Below are 20383 nucleotides of genomic sequence, written 5' to 3' on the forward strand. Positions count from 1 at the left end.
GCGCCGTGTTGGAAGTAATTGGCCGGCAAAGCCGGCCAAAGATCAGTGGGAGGTTGAGTGGCTGAATTCTACCAGCTGTCCCAGTTTTCGGCGGGCCTGGCCGGTCAGAAGGGCTTCGCGGGCCCGGTCGATGCCTTCGACCAGCGAGTCGGCCACTTCCGCGACGTACAGGGCTGCGCCGGCGTTCAGCAGCACGATATCGCGGGCCGGGCCAGCCTCACCGTCCAGTACCGAGAGCAGCCGGGCGCGGGCTGCGTCCTTGCCGGTGACCCGGATGTCGCGCGGGTCGAAGAAGTCGAAGCCGAGCTCGCGGGGGTCGAGCAGGTATTCGTGGACTTCGCCGTTACGCAGTTCGGCCACCATCGTTCGGTCACTGAGGGTGATTTCGTCCAGGCCGTCACAGCCATGCACGATCATCGCGCGGCGGCTGCCCAGCGCCTTGAGCACGCGGGCCTGGATACCTACCAGGTCCGGATGGAAGACGCCCATCAGCTGGCTTTCGGCACCGGCAGGGTTGGTAAGCGGCCCCAGGATGTTGAACAGCGTGCGCACACCCAGTTCCTTGCGGATGGATGCGACGTGCTTCATCGCACTGTGATGGTTGGGAGCAAACATGAAGCCCACGCCGATTTCGTCGATGGCCTGACCCACGCGCTCAGGCGTGAGGTCGAGGTTGACGCCGAGGGCCTCCAGCACGTCGGCGCTACCCGAGCTGGATGACACCGAACGCCCGCCGTGCTTGGCCACCCGTCCGCCTGCGGCGGCTACCACGAAGGCTGCGGTGGTGGAGATATTGAAGGTATGGGCCTTGTCGCCGCCGGTGCCACAGGTGTCTACCAGATGCTGACGGTTCTTCACGGGCACGGGGGTGGCGAACTCGCGCATTACCGTGGCGGCAGCGGCAATCTCAAGCACGCTTTCCACCTTGACACGCAGGCCGATCAGGATGGCGGCCGTCAGGGGTGGGGAAACCTCACCACGCATGATCTGGCGCATCAGATCCAGCATTTCGTCGAAGAAGAGCTCGTTACCGTCTATGAGCCGGTTCAGGGCTGCCTGGGGTGTGATCATTGCTGTCGTTCCTGTCCGTTGGGTGCGCAAGGCTTAGCCGAATTCGCGCAGGAAGTTGGCGAGCATGTCATGGCCGTGCTCGGTCAGGATGGATTCGGGATGGAACTGGACCCCCTCGATCGGCAGCGTCTTGTGCCGCACGCCCATGATCTCGCCGTCCTCGGTCCAGGCGGTGATCTCCAAGCAGTCGGGCAGAGTGTCTCGCTCGATCACCAGCGAATGGTAGCGGGTGCAGGTGACCGGATTGGGCAGTCCGGCGAAGACACCGGCATCGTTGTGGAACACCGGGGACACCTTGCCATGCATTAGCTGGCGCGCGTGTACGATGCGCCCACCGAAGGCCTGGCCGATGCTTTGGTGGCCAAGGCACACACCCAAGATGGGCAGCCGGCCAGCAAAGGCCTGGATGGCAGGTACGGAAACGCCGGCTTCGTTGGGCGTGCAGGGGCCTGGCGAGAGCACCAGGTACTGCGGCGCCATCCGTTCGATATCCTCGACGGTGATTTCATCATTGCGGTACACACGGACTTCCTGACCCAGCTCACCGAAATACTGGACGAGGTTGTAGGTAAAGCTGTCGTAGTTGTCGATCATTAACAGCGACATGTTGCATCCTTTGCGGCAGGTTGGCCGAAGCGCTCGGCCGATGGGGTCAGGCGTCGAGGCCGTTCAGGGCGAGTTCGGCGGCACGGATCACGGCCCGAGCCTTGTTCCGGGTCTCCTGCCACTCGGCTTCCGGCACCGAGTCGGCCACGATGCCCGCACCCGCCTGTACGTAGAGCCGGCCGTTCTTCAGCACCGCAGTACGGATGGCAATAGCCAAGTCCATGTCACCATTGAAGCCGAGGTAGCCGACTGCGCCGCCATAGATGCCGCGCTTGGTCGGCTCGAGCTCGTCGATGATCTCCATGGCCCGCACCTTGGGGGCACCGGAGAGGGTGCCGGCCGGGAAGGCAGCCTTCAGCACGTCGATATTCGACACCTCGGGCGCGACTGTGCCTTCCACGCTCGACACGATGTGCATCACGTGCGAGTAGCGCTCAATGACCATATTGTCGGTGACGCGCACGCTCCCGGTGGCAGCCACGCGCCCGATGTCGTTGCGGCCCAGGTCCATCAGCATTACGTGCTCAGCAATTTCCTTCGGGTCGGTCAGAAGCTCGGCCGCCAGCCGCTCATCCTCTTCCCGCGTGCGGCCACGGGGCCGGGTGCCGGCAATGGGGCGTACGGTGGCAGTGCTGCCTTCACGACGCACCAGGATCTCCGGCGAGGCACCCACGACGTGGAAATCGTCGAAGTGGTAGAGGAACATGTACGGCGAAGGGTTGAGGCTGCGCAGCGCGCGGTAGAGCGACAGCGGCGATTCTTCGTAGGGCATCTGCATCCGCTGCGCAAGCACCACTTGCATGATATCGCCGTCGTGGATGTAGGCTTTGGCAGCCTCCACCGACTGCATGAAGACGTCGGCGCCCATCTCGGACACCGCATTGCCGCCGTGTCCTGGCAGCGACAGCGGAATGGTGACCGCATCGCGTAGCCGGGCACGCAGCTGACCGAGTCGGGCCTCGGCCTTGAGGCGGGCATTCGGGACTGCCGGGTCGGCGTAGACGATGAGGTAGAGCTTGCCTGAAAGGTTATCGACTACCGCCAGCTCTTCGGACAGCATCAGCAGGATGTCCGGCGTGCCCACCGGGTCGGGTTTTTCGATGTCAGCCAGACGCTTCTCGATATAGCGGATGGTGTCATAGCCAAAGTAGCCTACCAGCCCGCCGGTAAAGCGCGGCAAACCTTCCAGCACCGGCGTGCGGAAGCGGGCCTGAAAACTTTCGATGAAGGCGAGCGGGTCGCCTTCATGGCGCTCCACCACCTTGTCACCGTATTCCACCTGCACGCTGCGACGGTTGATGCGCAGTCGGGTAGTGGCGGGCAGGCCGATGAAGGAATAACGGCCGAAGCGTTCGCCGCCGACCACGGATTCCAGAAGGTAGGTGTAGGGCTGGTTGGCGAGCTTGAGGTAGACCGACAGGGGGGTGTCCAGATCGGCGAACAGCTCCAGCGAAACCGGGATGCGGTTATAGCCGGCGGCAGCCAGCCGCTCGAATTCGTCGTGCGTCATGCCATGACTCCAAAATGACCAGAAGGGAAAAACAATGGGGGTGGGGGGCGCCGGGATTCAGCGTTGCCATCGCCAGCTGGCCAGATTGGGCAGGAATTTCATGATATGCGCAGGGGATTTATCAGGTTAAAACGTCAGTGCGATTCATTTTTCAACAAATCGTAGAGTTCGACAAGGCTTGTCACGATATGGTCGGCACCCAGCGTGGCGGCATCCGCGTAGCCGTAGGCCACGACGGCAGCACCGCACCCCGCGGCACGGGCAGCCAGGACATCGTTGGCCGAATCTCCAACCATCAGCAGCTGCCCCGGCTTCAGCGCCAACTGCTCCGCCACGTGCAACAGCGGCATCGCGGAAGGCTTCTTCTCGGGCAGACTGTCGCCACCGAGCACCATGCAGAAGTAGCCCGCCAGCCCCAACTGCTCCAAGAGCGGCATGGCCAGGCGCGACGACTTGTTGGTGACCACGGCCAGGGGGAGCTGCAGCTGCTTGAGCAGGCCCAAGGCTTCGGTTACGCCCGGATAGGGGCGGGTATGATCGGCAAGATGTGTACGGTAGTGCTGCACGAACAGGGCGAAGCCCTGCTCCCACAGCGCTTGCGGCGCCTCGCCATCGTGCGCGTCGGTTAACGCGCGGTGAACCAGTGTGGCTACGCCATCGCCCACATGGGTGCAGATGCGGGCCTGGGGCAAGGGTGCCATACCCAACGCTTCGCGCATGGCGTTGGCGGCGGCGGCCAGATCGGCGATCGAATCGACGAGAGTGCCGTCCAGGTCGAAGGCAACGGCGCGGTAGAGGGAAGCGGTCATGCAGGCGATCTCAGGCAGAAGCGGTGCGAATGTCATCGACCGGCGTGGAGCCGAACGACGGCGCGAACAGGTAGGTGGCGATGTGGCGGGCGGTGTCGGCCGGCGAGGCGAGCCCACCGTCGCGCTTGAGCGCCTCGAAGGCGGGGCGGTCCGGAAAGGCGTCGGGGTCGCTGCTGCGGATGGTGGCCTGCATGTCGGTATCCACCACGCCCGGATACAGCGACACTACGCGCAGGCCCTTGCCGCGTTGGGCGGCTTCGGCGGCGGCGTGACGGGTGTAATGGTCCAGCCCGGCCTTGGTGGCACCGTACACCGCCCAGCCCGGGAGGGTCTTAACGGCTGCGCCCGAGGAAATGTTGAGCACACGCCGATCGTCGGCCAGACCTTCGCTCAGACGGATGAAATCTCCCGTCAGCACCATCGGCGCCAGCAGGTTGATGTGCAGGGCCGCTGCGGTTTGTGCCGGATCGGCCTCGCCGACGCGCGCCACCGGGGTGACCACCCCCGCATTATTGATCAGAGCCAGGGTGCGCAGACGTTGTCCGGAAAGCGCGGCCAGCGCCGCGGGCATCAGCGCGGACAAGGCGCCGGCGGAGGAGAGGTCGGCGGCGATGAAGTGGACGCTGCCCGGGCAGCGGGCCGCAAGCGCGCACCAGCCCTCGCTTTCCTTGCGGGCAACGCCCACTACGGTCGTGCCCGCGAGCGCAAGATCGGTCGCCAGGGCCAGCCCCAGACCGCGCGAGGCCCCAGTCAGAATGACGGCGTTCATGCGATCCTCCGGGACTGCGCCAGTTCGGCGCGCATCGCGGCGATGACCGCCTGATAATCGGGTTGGCCGAAAACGGCACTGCCGGCCACGAAGGTGTCGGCGCCGGCTTCGGCGATGGCTCGGATGTTGTCAACCTTCACGCCGCCATCCACTTCCAGCCAGATCTCACCACCATGGCGCGCGGTGTGCTCGTCGATCCGCTGGCGTACGGCGCGGATCTTGTTGAGCGCCTCTGGAATGAACTTCTGCCCGCCGAAGCCAGGGTTCACAGACATGATCAGCACCATGTCGAGCTTGTCCATCACGTGATCCAGATACGTCAAGGGTGTGGCCGGGTTGAATACAAGGCCTGCCTTGCAGCCAGCATCCCTGATCAGCCCGAGCGTACGATCGATGTGTTCGGAAGCTTCCGGATGGAAGGTGATCAGACCGGCACCTGCCTTGGCGAAGGCCGCGGCCAGCGCATCCACCGGCTTGACCATCAGGTGCACGTCGATCGGCACACTGCTGTGCGGGCGAATGGCCTCGCAGAACATTGGGCCCATCGTCAGGTTGGGCACGTAATGGTTGTCCATCACATCAAAATGGATAAGGTCGGCGCCGGCTTCGATCACGGTGCGGACTTCTTCGCCCAGCCGGGCGAAGTCTGCGGAGAGGATGCTGGGGGCGATGCGGTAGCTCATGGCGGGAGGCTTCGGGCAAAACCCGGATTCTACCCGCGCCGCCCGATGCCGGCCACGTCTGCGGCCGGGCCAGCATCAGGGGGTCTCTGCCTGGCTGAGTGTCATCCGGCCACAGGCAGCGCCGTCCCGGCATACCGCACGCCCGGTGGCCGCTTCGATCCGGTCGTCGAGTTCGGCCCGCAAATCGGCCACTTCCGGCGTATCGGCGGCCCGGGCCTCCAGGACGTCGATCAGGCCTTGGGCAAGATAGAGGTCATTCTCCTCCAGCGAGCGGCGCGCCTGACTGAGCAGGGGCCGGATGTCGGCCTGAAGGCGTGACAGGTTGCGCTCCCCCGGTGAAGCCTGGGGCAAGGGTTCGAAGTGAGCCAGTTGGTCTGCTTCGGGCAGCCCGCCGTACCTGGGGTCGCCTGGTTTCAAGGCGAGCGGGTCCTCGTCCAGCGGCAGGGGGCGGCTGACGTAATACCCGCTGACTACGCTGGTGTTGGATGAAGGCGTGGCAGGAGAGAGGGTTTCCACATAGCTCGGGGCGTTGTCGCTCTGGCCTGTCAGCGGCTGCACTGCCGGGGTTGGCCGAAGCACCATCCAGCCGGCGGTGGCCACGGCGGCCAAGGAGAGGAGGGCGGCGCCGGCGAGCCCGGCCCGCAGGGGGCGCCAGCCGGGGCGCCCGTGTCGGGTGAGGTCCTTGGGTTTCATCTTCGTTCTCGCAGGTTGAAGGTTGCCTGGCTCTGCCGTGGGGCGGCGGTCACCGCGCGCCCGTGTTCACAGGAGAGGCGTTTGCTAGAATTCTTGGCAAAATCCGTGCTGACCTGGAGAGCGCAATGAAAAACTACACGATCAGGGTGGAAGCCGACCCGTACTACATGGAAGACAAATCCGAGCCCGACGAGCAGCGCTACGTCTTCGGCTACAAGGTGGTGATCGTGAATGAGGGCGATGCGCCGGCCCGTCTGGTAAGCCGCCACTGGTTCATCACCGATGCCCACAACCGTGTCGAGGAGGTGCGCGGCATGGGCGTGGTGGGCGAGCACCCTCGCCTGGCACCGGGGGAGCGTTACGAGTACAACAGCTGGACGCAGATCTCCACGCCCTTTGGCAGCATGCGCGGCAGCTATCAGATGCTGGCCGACGACGGCACCCGCTTCGAGGCCGACATCCCGGAGTTCCAGCTCATTGCACCGCGCATTCTGCATTGAGCACGATCGTTAGCGACGCGGCCAGGTCCACCAGATGATGAAGCCGGCCAACCCCAGGGCCAGCAGTGCTTCGAGAACGAGTATCCACATGGCGGGCTTTCTTTTACGATGAGGGGCCTCCATCTTCGGCCAACCCCTCCGTAACAGGCAACGCTCCGATGCGCTTCACCCATACCGGCCCAGCGCCGACCGAACGAAACGACCTTAAAACCCTCAAGACGCTCCTGCCCTATCTGTGGGCTTTCAAGGGGCGGGTGCTAACTGCGCTCTCCTGCCTGATCGCGGCCAAGGTGGCCAACGTGATCATGCCGCTCTACCTGAAGGACATTATCGACGAACTGTCGGTGCCGGCCACGATGCTGGCGGTGCCGGTGGGTGCGCTGATCGGCTACGGTTTTGCCCGCCTGTGCGCCAGCGTGTTTGGAGAACTACGGGATGCGGTATTCGCCCGAGTCATCCAGGGTGCGGTGCGCACCGTGGCGCGCAATGTCTTCGATCATCTGTTTCGCCTGTCGCTGCGTTTCCATCTCAACCGCCAGACCGGTGGCATGAGCCGTGACATCGAGCGCGGTACCAAGGGCATTGGTTTCCTGCTCAACTTCACCGTCTTCAACATCCTGCCCACGCTGCTGGAAATCACGCTGGTGTCGATCATCCTGTTCTCGCGCTACAGCGTGTGGTTTGCCGTGGTCACCCTGGGCACCATCGTCGCCTACATCGCGTTTACGCTTACCGTCACCGAGTGGCGCACCGTGTTCCGCCGCAGCATGAACGAGCTGGACTCCAAGGCCAATTCCAAGGCCATCGATGCGCTCATCAACTACGAGACGGTCAAGTACTTCAACAACGAGCGCTACGAATCGGCTCGTTATGACCAGAACCTTGCGGCGTGGGAAGCCTCTGCCATCAAGAATCAGGTATCGCTGTCCTTCCTCAACGCGGGTCAGGGACTGATCATCGTCGCCGGGGTGACAGCGCTGATGGTGCTGGCTGCCCGTGGGGTGGTTGCGCGCGAGATGACGGTGGGGGATGTCGTGCTGGTGTCCACTTATCTGACCCAGCTGTATGCACCACTGCACTTCCTTGGTTTCGTCTACCGCGAGATCAAGCATTCGCTGGCGGACATGGAACGCATGTTTGGGCTGCTGGATGCGGGTGCGGAGGTGGACGACGCCCCAGCAGCCATACCGCTGGCCACCCGCGAGGCCAGCGTGCGCTTCGAGCATGTGGACTTCGGCTACGATGCCAACCGCAAGATCCTGCACGACGTCAGCTTCGAAATTCCGGCCGGCCATACGGTGGCGGTGGTGGGCGCCAGTGGTGCCGGCAAAAGCACACTGGCCCGCCTGCTGTTCCGTTTTTATGACGTGACGGCCGGCACCATCCGCATCAACGGCACCGACATCCGTGCATTGACGCAGGACTCGCTGCGCCGCCACATTGGCATCGTCCCCCAAGATACGGTGCTGTTCAATGACAGCATCTACTACAACATCGCCTACGGTGCGCCGGACGCATCACGCGACGCGGTGATCGACGCGGCGCGCTCGGCGCATATCCACGCCTTCGTCAGCAGCCTGCCGGACGGCTATGACACCGCCGTCGGCGAGCGGGGTCTAAAGCTCTCGGGTGGCGAGAAGCAGCGGGTGGCGATTGCACGCACCATTCTCAAAAACCCGCCGATCCTGATTTTCGACGAGGCCACCAGTGCGCTCGACTCGCATACGGAAAAGGCCATCCAGCGGGAGCTGGCAGAGATTTCGGCCAACCGCACCACGCTGATCATCGCTCACCGCCTTTCCACCGTGGTGCATGCCCACGAGATTCTGGTGATGGAAGGGGGGCGCATCATCGAGCGCGGCACGCATGCCGCGCTTCTTAGCCGCAATGGCCGCTATGCGCAGATGTGGGCGTTGCAGCAGGAAGGGGACTCGGCCGTAACCCAGGCCAGCGAACAGGTCTGAGCCTGGCAGCGTCGGACCCATCAATGCAAAGGGCGCCGTCGGCGCCCTTTGCATGGTCAAGCCATCATTCAGGCCCAGAGGCGACGGATCAGCGCCATGATGGGCGTACACTGCTCGGGATCGACCCGACCGCTGATGGCGAGCGTAGGCTCGCGGGTGTCGCGCCGCTCCGGGGGCATCAGTGGCGTGCCGGTAGGGGACTGCAGTGCAAAGCACAGCGGATTGAGCGAATTGCTGCGCTTCTTGACCACCGCCAGCTCGCCGTTTTTCAAACGCACCAGCGAGCCGGGCGGCACGAGCCCCATCACCTTGATCAGCATCTGGATCAAAGCATTATCCAGCTGGTGCGACTGGCCGACGTAGAGGTCGCGCATTGCCGCCATCGGAAAGTAGGCCTTGGGGCGGTAGGGGCGTGGACGGGTCATGGCGCAGTACACATCGGCCACGGCAAGAATGCGTCCGGCCTGGCTGATCTCGCTGCCAGACAGACCGTAGGGGTAGCCGGTACCATCCAGCCGCTCGTGATGCTGCATCACCGCTTCCAGCCACAGCGGATCTTCCACGCCATGCTCCTTGAGGACGTTGAGCGAGAGGGTGGGATGCTGGCGGATCAGGATCTTGTGCCGTTCAGGCAGTTCGGCGGTATGGTTGGCCAGTTGCAGGATGCCTATGTCGTGGGTGGCCGCCGCGCACACGAGGCTGTTCACTGCTTCTGCCGGCAGATCCAGCCCTTGGGCGATCAGCGCGGTGACGGTTGCCACCGAAAGATGGTGGCGGATGGCGTAGTCCCCCTCGTGGAAGAGGTGGATGGCGGCAATGGCTGCCTCGGCATCGTCCGCGCAGGCTGCGGCCAGCCGGGTGGCCAACGAGCGGATGCGTGATTCAAAAGTGTGGGCATGGCGCCCCGCAAGGTAATCGGTGAGGATGACGTTCAGCGAAGAGGCAATGTGCTGCACGTTGGAGAACACCGGCTCGCGCGGCTTTTCCAGCGGTCCGCCCGATCGTGGCGCGGGCGGGGCGAGCGGGTCCACCTTGCGATGACCGCGCTCGACAACCTTACTCTTGAGGTTCGGGTCCTTGAGCACCGCTCCCTTGGACAGCAGCAGGGTGCCGTCCGCATCGTACACGGCTTCCTCGAGCGGCTTGTCGATCAGCACTTCTGCGGGAGAGAGGCGTTTAAGGAGCGGGGTATCAGCCATGGGCATCAGTCTTGAGGTGAATGAACCCCGAATTATTTGTCATTGCCAGCCGCCGCGCTTGATATTGGTCAAACATGGTTCATGTCAAACGAATGCTTGAAACGAGCGCTGGCGCCACCGGAACAGTAATGAGCCGGAGGGAGGCGCCGGGCCGGCCATGACGCCCTGCAGGGGGCGTGATAAAGTCGGTCTTTTCAGTCCTGTGTGCTGCCCATCTTCGGGAGCGGGCGACGTGCCTGGGCTGGCTCTTCCGATAACGTTCGGGCTGCTCACGAGGCGGCCCGCTTGCGCACGAGGATGACACCGTGACCCGTATTGCCGACCTGAACCCCACGGAAGTGTGGGAACACTTCCAGATGCTGTGCGACATTCCGCGCCCTTCCAAGCATGAGGAGGCGGTGCGGGATTACATCAAGGGCTGGGCCGAGCTGCGGGGTCTGGAGACGGTGGTGGACGGGGTAGGCAACCTCATCATCCGCAAGCCGGCCACCCCGGGTTACGAGAACCGTCCGGGGGTGGTGCTACAGGGCCACCTGGACATGGTCTGCCAGGCCAACAGCAGCACGGCGCACGACTTTTTCAAGGACCCGATCCGGCCAGTGCTGGAAGACGGTTGGCTGGTGGCACGCGATACCACCCTCGGGGCCGACAATGGCATCGGCGTGGCGCTGGCGCTTGCGGTGCTGGCCAGCGAGGATATCCCGCACGGCCCGGTGGAAGCCCTGTTCACGCTGGACGAAGAGGCGGGGATGGGGGGCGCGCTGGGCCTGGAGCCCGGCCTGCTGCAGGGACGGATGCTGATCAACATCGATACCGAGGAATGGGGTGAGTTCTACATGGGCTGCGCCGGCGGGGTGGACGTTAACGTCAGCCGCAGCTACGCCACCGAGCCGGTACCCCAAGACCATGCCGTCCTGCGTTTGGTGGTGAAAGGGCTGACGGGGGGGCACTCCGGGGCCGACATTCACCTGGGGCGTGGCAACGCCAACAAAATCCTGCTGCGGCTGATCAAGACTCTGGAGGTGGAGTGCGGCCTGCGCGTGGCGGCCTTCAAAGGCGGTACTGCGCGCAACGCGCTGGCCCGGGAAGCCTGGGCGGTAGTGAGCCTGCCGCAAGACCAGGCCGCCAGCCTGCCGGCACGACTGGAAGCTTTCCAGGCACTGATGCGCTTCGAGCTAGCCGATGTGGACGATCAGATTATGATTGCTGCAGAGCAGGCTTCGGCCAACGATGTGCTGGCCCCAGCCGACCAGCAGGCGGTCTTTTCCGCACTTCATGCTGCTCCGCATGGCGTCAAGCGGATGAGCCGCCGCGTCGAGGGCGTGGTCGAAACCTCCAACAATCTCGGCGTGGTGGTGGTGGAAGAGGGCAAGGCATTTGCCAACCTGATGGTGCGTTCCCTGCTGGATTCGGGTACTTGGATGTTGGCGCAGGAGATTGAAAGCCTGTTCCGTCTGGGCGGCTTCGAGATTCAGATGGAGGGCGGCTACCCAGGCTGGGCGCCGGATCCGACCTCGCCGCTGCTGGCGCTCTTTCAGGAGGTGTATGCGCGGGAATATGGTAAGCCGGCACAGGTGAAGGTGATCCACGCCGGGCTGGAGTGCGGCATCCTCGGTGCCAAGTACCCGGGTATGGACATGGTGTCGTTCGGCCCGGATATCCGTGGCGCGCACGCGCCGGGCGAGCGGGTGAGCGTAGACTCGGTAGGGCGCGCCTGGTCCTTCCTCAAGGCCGTGCTTGCCGCCGTGCCGGCATGAGCCGTCTTGCGCGCCTTAAAACCAAAGCCCCGCAACGCGGGGCTTTTTGCTCTTCAGGCGCCGGATTCCGGGCGACCTGCCCGCAGCCATCGGGCTGTCCGGGTAATCAGCCAGTGGGCGATGGACAGCTGACGCGGAATCTCCGGCAGATCATGCACGGAGAACCAGCCCGCCGCCTCGATCTCTCCCGGCTGCGGCGTCAGCACGCCATCCCGGTACTCGGCAGTGAAGGCCAGCATCAGCGAATGCGGGAACGGCCAGGACTGCGAGCCGACATACCGCAGGTTGTGCACGGTGACGCCCACTTCTTCATGCGTTTCCCGGTGCACGCATTCCTCAAGCGTCTCGCCCGGCTCCACGAAGCCGGCCAGTGCGCTGTAGATGCCGGGTGCGAAGTGCGGCGAGCGGGCCAGCAGCAGCTCTTCTCCGCGCCAGACCGCTACCATCATTGCCGGTGACAGCCGTGGGTAATACATCTGGCCGCAGGCACGGCAGGCCAAGCCTTGGTCATGCGCATGGGGATACAGCGGCGCAGCGCAATGGCCGCAGTAGCGATGGGTGTGGCGGAACTGGCGGATCTGTGCCGCCCGCGCCACCGCCGGCACAAGGTTGGCCGAAAGCGTCATCAGCGCCTGGCGCAGCGGCAGCCACTGGCCAGGCCGGTCGGGAGAAGGCGCCACCTCTTCCGCTAGAAAGAGGTTGACGCCTTCGTGACAGCCCAGAAAGTGGCGTCCGCCAAGGCTCCGTCCCGCAGCACCCTGCGCATCGGGTAGTGCGCCGTCCGAAGTCAGCCACAGCAACGGCCCGTCAAAGATGCACCAGCGCTCTGGCAGGTGCGGGTCGGGCTGTGCGGGCAGTTCGAAAGGCATGGCGGTGTCCGGGCAAAAGCGTCAGTGTACGGCGAGGGTGGGGCGTCCGTACATCCAGCGTTCGCTCTGGCGACGCACCACCTCCGACAGCGAGCCGCTGTCGGCATAGGCTTCCCGCAGCCACAGGCTGTCGCTGTTGCGCTTGAGGATGCGCTCGCGCAGCGCTGCGTGCGCATTGGTGCAGCCCAGCGCCTCGGCATGCGGCCACAGCCTGTCCAGCGTGAACAGCATGTCTTCCAGCAGGCTGGTCTGGCGCTGTTCTGCCGCATCCACCAGCACTGCGTCGTAGCCGAAGCGGCACGCCTGAAAGCGGTTGTAACTGTAGGTGAGCATGTGATCCGGGTTGTACGGCCGGGGTTCGCCTTCCAGACACTCGCGCGCCAGCATCTGCGCATACGCAGCGAGCAGCACAGGGGTGTCGATGGCCAGGGGCGTGTCGCAGATGCGGATCTCCACTGTGCCGTACTCGGGCTTGGGCCGGATGTCCCAGTAAAAGTCCTTCATGCTCGCCACGATGCCCAAGCCAGCCATTTTCTGGAAGTAGGTGTTGAAGGCGTCCCAAGTCTGCACCGCCGGCATCAGGCCAGACAGCGGGAAGGCGTTCACGCTCGTCAGCCGCGCACTCTGGAACAGGGTGTCAACACCCTGGGAGAAGGGTGAGGACGCCGACAGCGCGATGAAATGCGGCATGTAGCGTGCCAGGAAATGGGTGAGGCGCACGCCGGCGTCCCCGTCCGGGCAGCCAATGTGGATGTGCTGCCCATACACCGTAAACTGCTTGGCCAGATAGCCGTAAAGTTCTGACACCAGGCGGTAGCGTTCCTTGGGGTAGATCTGCTGGTCGCCCCAGTGCTGAAAGGCGTGGGTGCCCCCGCCAGCCAACCCCAGGTTGAGTTTCTGGGCGCTCTTGACGAGCAGGGCGCGGATCGCCAGCAGTTCCTGCAGCATCTCGTCGACGCTGGTGTGCACTGCCGTGCCGATCTCGATCATGCCTTGGGTGATTTCAGGCTTGATGTCGAAACCGTGGTCAATCGATTCGATCTGCAGCAGCAGGTCGTCCGAACCGCGCGTCAGGTTGTAGTCGCGACGGTTCACGATCATCAGTTCGAGTTCCACCCCCAGGGTGAGCGGGGTGCTGTTCTTGAATTCCAGCATGCATGTCTCCACGGATCAGCGCGGCGTTTCGCCGGCCTGCTGCAAGGCAAAACGGGTGAGGATCGGTCCAGCGATCTCGAGGATGAACACCCCGGCGAGCATCAGGCCAGTGAAGGCAGCCGAACCGGCGGGCAGTGAGGTGGCGCCCAGAAGCGCCAGCGAATGTGTTCCGCCCGACAGGGGGGACAAGGCCAAACCCAGCCATGCACCGCGCCGGTGGGTCAGCCCGTTGGCGCGGGCGGCGGCCCACCACACCACCATCATGCTCAGCGTGCGTACCGCGAGCCAGGCGGTGGCAACCAAGGCGAAGTGGCGTAGGTCACCAGGGGACAGCTGTGCACCGGCTGCCACGAAAAAGGCCACGAAGAAGAAGCTACTACGTCCGGCCAGAGGCGGTTCGGTCACCGTGTGGCCGCGTTCGATCTGGCGGGTGCCCACGCCCAGGACCAGCAAAGCCAGTGGCGGCAGGAAGTCGAGCAGGGCTGACAGCCCCACCACCAGCGCGATGATGCCAAATAGCAGCACCGCCTGTGCATCGCGCTCGCGTCCACCCAGCCACTGGTTGACACGGATGGCGACGCTGGCGCTGACCAGGCCCAGGGCCACAGAACCCAGTACCAGCCAGCCCGGTCCGATGAGGGATTCCTCCACGCCGTGCGCGGCTTCGAAGTGGTTGTAGGAAATGGCGATGCCAAAAGCGACCAGGCCAAACAGGTTGCCAAGGCCGGTGGCGGTCATCAGGCGTTCGGTCACTTGCCCTTCGGCCCGACTTTCCCGCACGATCTCGAGAATCACCACCGGAGACGTCATCATTGCCACCGAGGCCGTGAGCACCGCTGCGCCGCCCGGAATGCCCAGCGCGACCAGCACGGCAAACACGCCAACAAAAACGATCAGGCAGCCGATGGCCACCGTACCCAGCAGGATGCGCTCGCGCCGCAGCCAGGTCAGGTCGATGCGGCGGCCAATCTCGAACAGCGCCAGTCCCAAGGCCAGCTGCAGGAACAGGTTGGCCGAACGCAGCATTTCCGCGTCGATCAGGGCAAGGCCGGCCGGGCTGATGATCAGGCCGGCCAACACGTAGCCGGTAATGGCGGGTAGATGCACCACGCGCCGCGCGATCTGCCCGCCCAGCACGCCCACGATCAGTAGGATGCCGAATGCGGCCAGCGGGTTAAGGGTGAGGGTAGGTAGGGACCATTCAGACATTTCGCCTCCCATGATGGCCTTCTGGTTGGTAATCCTTCTCGCATGAAGGGGCGTGGGAATTACGAGTTGTCATAAACCTAGAGGTTCATTATTTCTTTCGTATGTTCTTGGACTGGTTTCGCAAAACACCCGGGCACGGCACGAACGATGCTGTTAACCGCGGGCTCGACTCTATAGCAAGTGGCATGCCCATTCTTGCTGGGCTTTCCGTTCCCGATAGAGGCACGCTCGTGGCTCTGGCAGGCTGGCTGATCCGGAACAAGGCTTTTGTCACCGCAGATGGGACCACGCTGGACGACGAGGCGGTGGCTGTGCTGGCCCTACAGCTGGCCCTGCCGGCGCTGCATCTGGGCGAGGCGGCGTTTGCCGGCTGGGAGGAGGTGATCGTCTATCCGGATGCGTTCCGTGTGCGCGATGTCTGGCTGGACGACGACGGACTGATGCACGAGGCGGATCGCTGGCTGGTGGGTGAGGCGCGGCATGACGGACCGTTGATCCTCTCGCTGCCCGATGTGCTCGATTCGCCGCGGCTTGATGGCTGGAACGTGGCCATTCACGAGCTGGCGCACAAGCTCGACCAGCTGGATGGGGAGGCCAACGGCTATCCCCCCTTGCATCGCGGCATGGATCGGGCTGCCTGGCATGCCGCGTGGAGCGATGCTTACGAAGGGTTCGGACGGGCGCTGGAGCGGGGCGAAGAGGGGTGGCTGGACCCTTACGCCGGCGAGCATCCGGCCGAGTTCTTTGCCGTGCTCAGCGAATACTTCTTCGAAGCCCCGCACTGGGTACGGGACGACTATCCCGCGCTTTACCAGCAGCTAGCGCAGTTCTATCGTCAAGACCCTGCGGGACGTCTGGCCCGCCTGCCTCTAGAGGGCTTGTTGCCGCCGCCCGAAGCAGGGTCGACGGCGCACGATTGAGCGCCAGCGAAATAAAAGGGTTGGCCGAAGCGGCTTCGGCCAACCCTGTCTGCCAGAACCCGTTCTATCGGGTGGCAAAAGCCAGCTTGGCGGCGCCGCGCTGGTTCAGTAGCAGGTAGAAGCCGAGCACCAGGCCCAGCGTGCACAGGCTGGCCACATAATGGGCCGGCGCCAGCGGGTCTGCCTTCATCCACAGTGTGACCACCATCGGGGTCAGCCCGCCGAAGATGGCGTACGACACGTTGTAGGAGAATGAAAGACCGGTAAAGCGTACCGGTGCTGGGAAGGCGCGCACCATTACGTACGGGACCGCCCCGACGATACCGACGGAGAAGCCGGCCACGGTGTAGAGCAGGTAAAGCTGGGACGGGTCGGTAGTCATGGTCTGGTAGAACACATAGCTCGATACGCCCAGCAGGGCGCTGCCACCGATGAAAGTGGCGCCGCTGCCGATGCGGTCGATCACCCGGCCCGCCACGATGCAGCCAATGGTCAGGGCTATCGTCGCCAGGCTATTGGCTTTGAGCGAGGTGGCCGGGTCCACACCAAACTGCTTTTGCAAGTAGGCCGGCGTCATCAGGATTACCACTACAATGGCTGCGGAAAGTAGCCACGTCAGCAGCATGGACACCACTACTGCGCGTTTGTGTGCCTTGAGCACCGTCTTGAGCGGCAGCTCTTCCGCCAGCGCCTTGCGCGCCTGCATCTCGGCGAAGACCGGCGTTTCGTGCAACCAGCGGCGCAGGTACATCGCCACCAGGCCGAATACCCCGCCCACGATGAACGGGATCCGCCATGCCCAGTCAGCGATCTGCGACTGAGTGAAAGACGTGTTGATTGCGGTGGCGATCAGTGAGCCGAGCAGGATTCCCGCCGTCAGGCCGGCGGTCAGCGTGCCACAAGCGTAGCCCGTGTGACGGTCGGGCACGTGCTCCGACACGAACACCCACGCACCTGGCACCTCTCCACCGATCGCTGCGCCCTGCAGAATGCGCAGCGCCAGCAGCGCCAGCGGCGCCCCGATGCCGATCGCAGCGTAGGTGGGCAGCAGGCCCATGGCCAGCGTAGGCAGGGCCATCAGGATGATGCTGAGCGTGAACATCCGCTTGCGGCCGAAGAGGTCGCCGAAGTGAGCCATGATGATGCCGCCCAGCGGACGCGCCAGATAGCCGGCCGCGAAGATGCCGAAGGTCTGGAACTGGCGCAGCCAATCGGGCATGTCTGGCGGAAAGAACAGATTGCCGATCACCACCGCAAAGAAAACGAAGATGATGAAGTCGTAGAATTCCAGCGCGCCTCCGAGTGCAGCGAGGGAAAGCGTCTTGTAATCCTGTCGGTTGAGCGGGCGTGCCGGAGCCGCCCCATTGGTCGGGGAAGTCTGATGCGTGTCCATGCGTCTCTCTGTCTTGACTGTGATAAACGGGAACTGTCGATGGGCCGCTCTGCCGCCCTGGTGCCGGCAAGAGTTTTAAGTTTTGAAGCGGCCGTTTGGTAACGTCCGTGACAGTTCTGCCAGAAACGAGAGTACCGGCCGCCGGGCCGCAGGGCAACCCTTGCGGCCGGCAGGGCCGGGTTCACGCAGGGTGGATCACAGCCCGGCCAGCCGCTCGCGAGTGGCCAAGGCCTCCGCCATGATGCGTTCGAACAGTTCGCCCACGCTTGGCACATCATCGATCAGTCCCTGTACCTGACCGATCAGCTGGACGCCCCGCTCATGATTGCCATCCTCGATAGCCAGGCGGATCGACTCGGTAGCGGCACCGAACTGCGCGAGCTGGCGCAATGCCTGCGGCTGGCGCAGCAATCCGCCCAATACCACCTTGCCCACTGGCATCTGCATGCGCCGCGCCTGCCCCATGGAACGCCAGGCGGCCGTAGCCAGGCCCAGCGGCCGTCGGGTGGCTCGCCGCGCCGTCGGCGTGTCCATCACCCTGCAGTACAGGCCGTCGAAGTTGCGCGAATAGATGGTGTCGTTCACCGACTTATCGCGGATCAGGCCCTTGGTGCGATCGTGTACCGGGCTTTCTTGCGTCATCGCCAGCCGGCTGCCCATCGCCACTGCGTCCGCGCCCAGCGCCAGGGCGGCCAGGAGCCCGGCACCATCGGCAAAACCGCCCGCAGCGATGATCGGAAGCTGACTCACGCGTCGGATGGCGGGCACCAACACCAGCGAGGTCACCTCGCCACCGTGTGCGGCAGCCTCATGTCCCGTCACCAGGAGCGCGTCCACACCGATGCGCTCGGCTGACTGCGCGTGCTTCTCTGTCACCACGGTGGCGATCACCTTGCCGCCGTAGCGGCGTGCGCCCTCGACGATCCAGTCCCCTTTGCCGAGGGAGAAGTTGATCACCGGCACCTGTTCCTCCAGGGCCACCTTGGCATTGTCGGCGGCACCCGGCATCATCAGGGTGCACCCTACCCCGAAGGGGCGGTCGGTCAGCTTGCGGATGCGGTGGATCGCCTCACGGGTAGCCTGTGGCGACAGCGGGCCCGAAGCCAGAATGCCCAGGCCGCCTGCATTGGACACGGCGGCCACGAGTTCCGGTACGGCGATATAGCTCATGCCCGGGCAGACGAGCGGCCGCTCGATGCCGAAGGTTTCGGTGAAGGAGGTTTTCATGGTCCAGGTTCCGGTAATGGGGGGGTGCGAAATTCCTTTTTATCATAATTCAAACGATTGTTTGACATGTATCTTGTCCTGATTGGCTGGTTGTACGTCGTGCTGATGTTTGCCGTGGCACAGGAGACTCTGGTGCGTGGCATGCTGGTGCTCTTCTTTCTGGGTCTGCTCCCCGTGCTGTTCCTGGGGTGGCTTGGCCGAAGCAGGCGCCGCAGGAATGAAGAGACCGGCACTTGAGGTGGCGGGCGCTCTGGTGCTAGAATCTTGCGCCTTCCCGAATCCGGGAAGTACTACGCACATCCGCGCCAAAGGGTGCCCCGAAGGGGTTGTCTGCGCGGATGGAGGCATAACCCTTTTTGGAGTTTTCGAATGAGCACTACCGTTACCATGCGTCAGATGCTGGAAGCCGGCGTACACTTCGGCCACCAGACCCGCTTCTGGAACCCCAAGATGAACCCGTTCATCTTCGGCAGCCGCAACAAGATTCACATCATCAACCTGGAAAAGACCCTTCCGATGTTTGTGGAAGCCCAGGAATATGTGCGTCGCCTCGCTGCCAACAAGGGCACCATCCTGTTCGTGGGTACCAAGCGTCAGGCGCGTGAGATCGTGCGTGAGGAAGCCACCCGCGCCGGCAGCCCGTTCGTCGACCACCGCTGGCTCGGCGGCATGCTGACCAACTACAAGACGGTCAAGCAGTCGATCAAGCGCCTGGAAGAAAAGCGCGCCATTCTGGAAAGCGCCGGCGACACCGGCTACAACAAGAAAGAACTGCTGGACCTGCAGCGTGAAGTTGAGAAGCTCGAGCGCAGCCTCGGCGGTATCAAGGACATGAAGGGTCTGCCGGACGCCCTGTTCGTGATCGACACTGGCTACCAGAAGGGTGCCATCGTTGAAGCCAAGAAACTGGGCATTCCGGTCATCGGCGTGGTGGACACCAACAACTCGCCCGAAGGCATCGACTACATTATCCCGGGCAACGACGACTCCAGCCGTGCCATTCGTCTGTACGCGCGTGGCATCGCCGACGCGGTGCTCGAAGGCCGTGCCCAGTCGATCCAGGAAATCGTTGCTGCCGAAGCGGCCCAGGCCGAGTAAGCAGGCAAAAGGGGCGAAAGCCCCTTTTTTTGGACCTGTTCATTCCCCTTACCGAATACAGAATTAAGGAGTTCTAGCATGGCGGAAATCACCGCAAAAATGGTCGCCGACCTGCGCGCTGCCACTGGTCTTGGCATGATGGAATGCAAGAAGGCGCTGGTTGAGGCCGAAGGCGATCTGGCCAAAGCCGAAGAAATCCTGCGCATCAAGTCCGGTGCCAAGGCCTCCAAGCTGGCCGGCCGTACCGCTGCCGAGGGCGTGATCGCCACCTTCGTTGAAGGCAAGGTCGGCGCACTGGTGGAAGTCAACTGCGAAACCGACTTTGTAGCCAAGGACGAAACCTTCCTCGCCTTTGCCAAGGCTGCTGCCGAGGCTGCCGCCAAGGCCAACCCGGCCGACGTGGAAGCGCTGGGTGCCGTTCAGGCCGCCAGCGGTCAGAGCGTTGAGGAAATCCGCAAGGCTGCCATCGCGAAGCTGGGCGAAAACATGTCCGTGCGTCGTTTCGTACGCTACGAAACCGAAGGCCAGATCGCCACTTACCTGCACGGTTCCAAGATTGGCGTGATCGTCGATTACACCGGGGGTGACGAGCAACTGGGCAAGGATATCGCCATGCATATCGCCGCCTCCAAGCCGATCTGCGTTTCGAAGGATGAGGTTCCGGCCGAGACTCTGGAAACCGAGCGCCGCATCTACACCGAGCAGGCTGCACAGAGCGGCAAGCCGGCCGAGATCGTTGCCAAGATGGTGGAAGGCCGCATCACCAAGTATCTGGCCGAGGTCACCCTGGTGGGCCAGCCCTTCGTGAAGGATCCGGACCAGACCGTTGAGAAGCTGCTGGCTTCCAAAGGCGCGAAGGTCAATGCCTTCACCATGTTCGTGGTGGGCGAGGGCATCGAAAAGAAAGTGGTGGACTACGCCGCCGAAGTGGCCGCTGCCGCCAAGATCTGA

General features: G+C 63.7%; 20 protein-coding genes. 7 read left to right on the forward strand and 13 right to left on the reverse strand.

All coding sequences use genetic code 11. The features are described 5' to 3' along the window. Window positions 1-42 precede the first annotated feature (42 nt). The 7 genes from trpD to EV669_RS10425 form a co-directional block, all read right to left on the reverse strand. The gene (gene trpD / locus EV669_RS10395; RefSeq protein ID WP_132098627.1) at window positions 43-1071 is read right to left on the reverse strand and encodes an anthranilate phosphoribosyltransferase; all 1029 of its coding nucleotides are present in this window, start codon (window positions 1069-1071) and stop codon (window positions 43-45) included. 33 nt (window positions 1072-1104) lie between these two features. Further along, complete coding sequence (locus tag EV669_RS10400) at window positions 1105-1677, reverse strand: anthranilate synthase component II (RefSeq protein ID WP_054286404.1); 573 nt, start codon at window positions 1675-1677, stop codon at window positions 1105-1107. 46 nt (window positions 1678-1723) lie between these two features. Continuing rightward, on the reverse strand, window positions 1724-3187 hold the full coding sequence (gene trpE, locus EV669_RS10405) for an anthranilate synthase component I (RefSeq protein WP_132098628.1): 1464 nt from the start codon (window positions 3185-3187) through the stop codon (window positions 1724-1726). Between the two features lie 134 nt (window positions 3188-3321). Then, window positions 3322-3996, reverse strand: coding sequence for a phosphoglycolate phosphatase (locus EV669_RS10410; RefSeq protein ID WP_132098629.1), 675 nt, complete (start codon window positions 3994-3996; stop codon window positions 3322-3324). A gap of 10 nt (window positions 3997-4006) precedes the next feature. Continuing rightward, window positions 4007-4765: an SDR family NAD(P)-dependent oxidoreductase gene (locus EV669_RS10415; RefSeq protein ID WP_132098630.1), complete on the reverse strand. Its 759-nt coding sequence runs from the start codon at window positions 4763-4765 to the stop codon at window positions 4007-4009. Further along, the gene (gene rpe, locus EV669_RS10420; protein ID WP_132098631.1) at window positions 4762-5448 is read right to left on the reverse strand and encodes a ribulose-phosphate 3-epimerase; all 687 of its coding nucleotides are present in this window, start codon (window positions 5446-5448) and stop codon (window positions 4762-4764) included. Before rpe ends, EV669_RS10415 begins: the two co-directional genes overlap by 4 nt. 75 nt (window positions 5449-5523) lie before the next feature. Then, window positions 5524-6141 (reverse strand): hypothetical protein, encoded by a 618-nt coding sequence (locus EV669_RS10425; RefSeq protein ID WP_132098632.1) that lies wholly within the window; start codon window positions 6139-6141, stop codon window positions 5524-5526. A 125-nt stretch (window positions 6142-6266) separates the two neighbouring features. Between EV669_RS10425 and apaG the strand changes: the two genes are divergently transcribed. Both apaG and EV669_RS10435 read left to right on the forward strand, forming a co-directional pair. Further along, window positions 6267-6641 (forward strand): Co2+/Mg2+ efflux protein ApaG, encoded by a 375-nt coding sequence (apaG, locus tag EV669_RS10430; RefSeq protein WP_054286410.1) that lies wholly within the window; start codon window positions 6267-6269, stop codon window positions 6639-6641. Between the two features lie 158 nt (window positions 6642-6799). Further along, window positions 6800-8605, forward strand: coding sequence for an ABCB family ABC transporter ATP-binding protein/permease (locus EV669_RS10435; RefSeq protein ID WP_055433739.1), 1806 nt, complete (start codon window positions 6800-6802; stop codon window positions 8603-8605). 68 nt (window positions 8606-8673) lie between these two features. On the opposite strand, the gene EV669_RS10440 is transcribed toward EV669_RS10435, so the two are convergent. Beyond that, window positions 8674-9804: an HD-GYP domain-containing protein gene (locus tag EV669_RS10440; RefSeq protein WP_055433740.1), complete on the reverse strand. Its 1131-nt coding sequence runs from the start codon at window positions 9802-9804 to the stop codon at window positions 8674-8676. A gap of 305 nt (window positions 9805-10109) precedes the next feature. On the opposite strand from EV669_RS10440, the gene EV669_RS10445 reads away from it, so the two are divergent. Next, window positions 10110-11561, forward strand: coding sequence for an aminoacyl-histidine dipeptidase (locus tag EV669_RS10445; RefSeq protein ID WP_055433741.1), 1452 nt, complete (start codon window positions 10110-10112; stop codon window positions 11559-11561). Between the two features lie 53 nt (window positions 11562-11614). On the opposite strand, the gene nudC is transcribed toward EV669_RS10445, so the two are convergent. From nudC to EV669_RS10460, 3 genes are read right to left on the reverse strand one after another with little or no spacing between them, the layout of a single operon-like run. Further along, window positions 11615-12430, reverse strand: a complete 816-nt coding sequence (gene nudC, locus EV669_RS10450) for an NAD(+) diphosphatase (protein ID WP_132098633.1) — start codon at window positions 12428-12430, stop codon at window positions 11615-11617. 21 nt (window positions 12431-12451) lie between these two features. Further along, window positions 12452-13585, reverse strand: a complete 1134-nt coding sequence (locus tag EV669_RS10455; protein WP_054286415.1) for a YbdK family carboxylate-amine ligase — start codon at window positions 13583-13585, stop codon at window positions 12452-12454. A gap of 15 nt (window positions 13586-13600) precedes the next feature. Next, window positions 13601-14794 carry a cation:proton antiporter gene (locus EV669_RS10460; protein WP_054286450.1) on the reverse strand — a complete coding sequence of 398 codons (1194 nt, stop codon included), beginning with the start codon at window positions 14792-14794 and terminating at the stop codon, window positions 13601-13603. 101 nt (window positions 14795-14895) lie between these two features. Here EV669_RS10460 and EV669_RS10465 point away from each other — a divergent pair, with 101 nt between their 5' ends. After that, a complete protein-coding gene (locus EV669_RS10465; RefSeq protein WP_318271421.1) occupies window positions 14896-15714 on the forward strand; it encodes a M90 family metallopeptidase in 819 nt (272 codons plus the stop codon). A gap of 64 nt (window positions 15715-15778) precedes the next feature. Here the strand turns inward: EV669_RS10465 and EV669_RS10470 are convergent, their stop codons facing one another. Together EV669_RS10470 and EV669_RS10475 are read right to left on the reverse strand one after the other, a co-directional pair. Continuing rightward, window positions 15779-17107, reverse strand: a complete 1329-nt coding sequence (locus EV669_RS10470; protein ID WP_132098635.1) for an MFS transporter — start codon at window positions 17105-17107, stop codon at window positions 15779-15781. A 195-nt stretch (window positions 17108-17302) separates the two neighbouring features. Further along, the gene (locus EV669_RS10475; protein WP_132098636.1) at window positions 17303-18334 is read right to left on the reverse strand and encodes an NAD(P)H-dependent flavin oxidoreductase; all 1032 of its coding nucleotides are present in this window, start codon (window positions 18332-18334) and stop codon (window positions 17303-17305) included. A gap of 66 nt (window positions 18335-18400) precedes the next feature. Between EV669_RS10475 and EV669_RS14075 the strand changes: the two genes are divergently transcribed. From EV669_RS14075 to tsf, 3 genes are all read left to right on the forward strand, one after another. Next, complete coding sequence (locus EV669_RS14075; RefSeq protein ID WP_165922746.1) at window positions 18401-18571, forward strand: hypothetical protein; 171 nt, start codon at window positions 18401-18403, stop codon at window positions 18569-18571. A gap of 132 nt (window positions 18572-18703) precedes the next feature. Beyond that, entirely contained in the window at window positions 18704-19432 is a 729-nt protein-coding gene (gene rpsB / locus EV669_RS10480) for a 30S ribosomal protein S2 (RefSeq protein WP_054286419.1), read from the forward strand. A 78-nt stretch (window positions 19433-19510) separates the two neighbouring features. Beyond that, window positions 19511-20383 (forward strand): translation elongation factor Ts, encoded by an 873-nt coding sequence (gene tsf, locus EV669_RS10485; protein ID WP_055433746.1) that lies wholly within the window; start codon window positions 19511-19513, stop codon window positions 20381-20383.

Source organism: Gulbenkiania mobilis (assembly GCA_004346645.1).
Taxonomy (GTDB): domain Bacteria; phylum Pseudomonadota; class Gammaproteobacteria; order Burkholderiales; family Chromobacteriaceae; genus Gulbenkiania; species Gulbenkiania mobilis.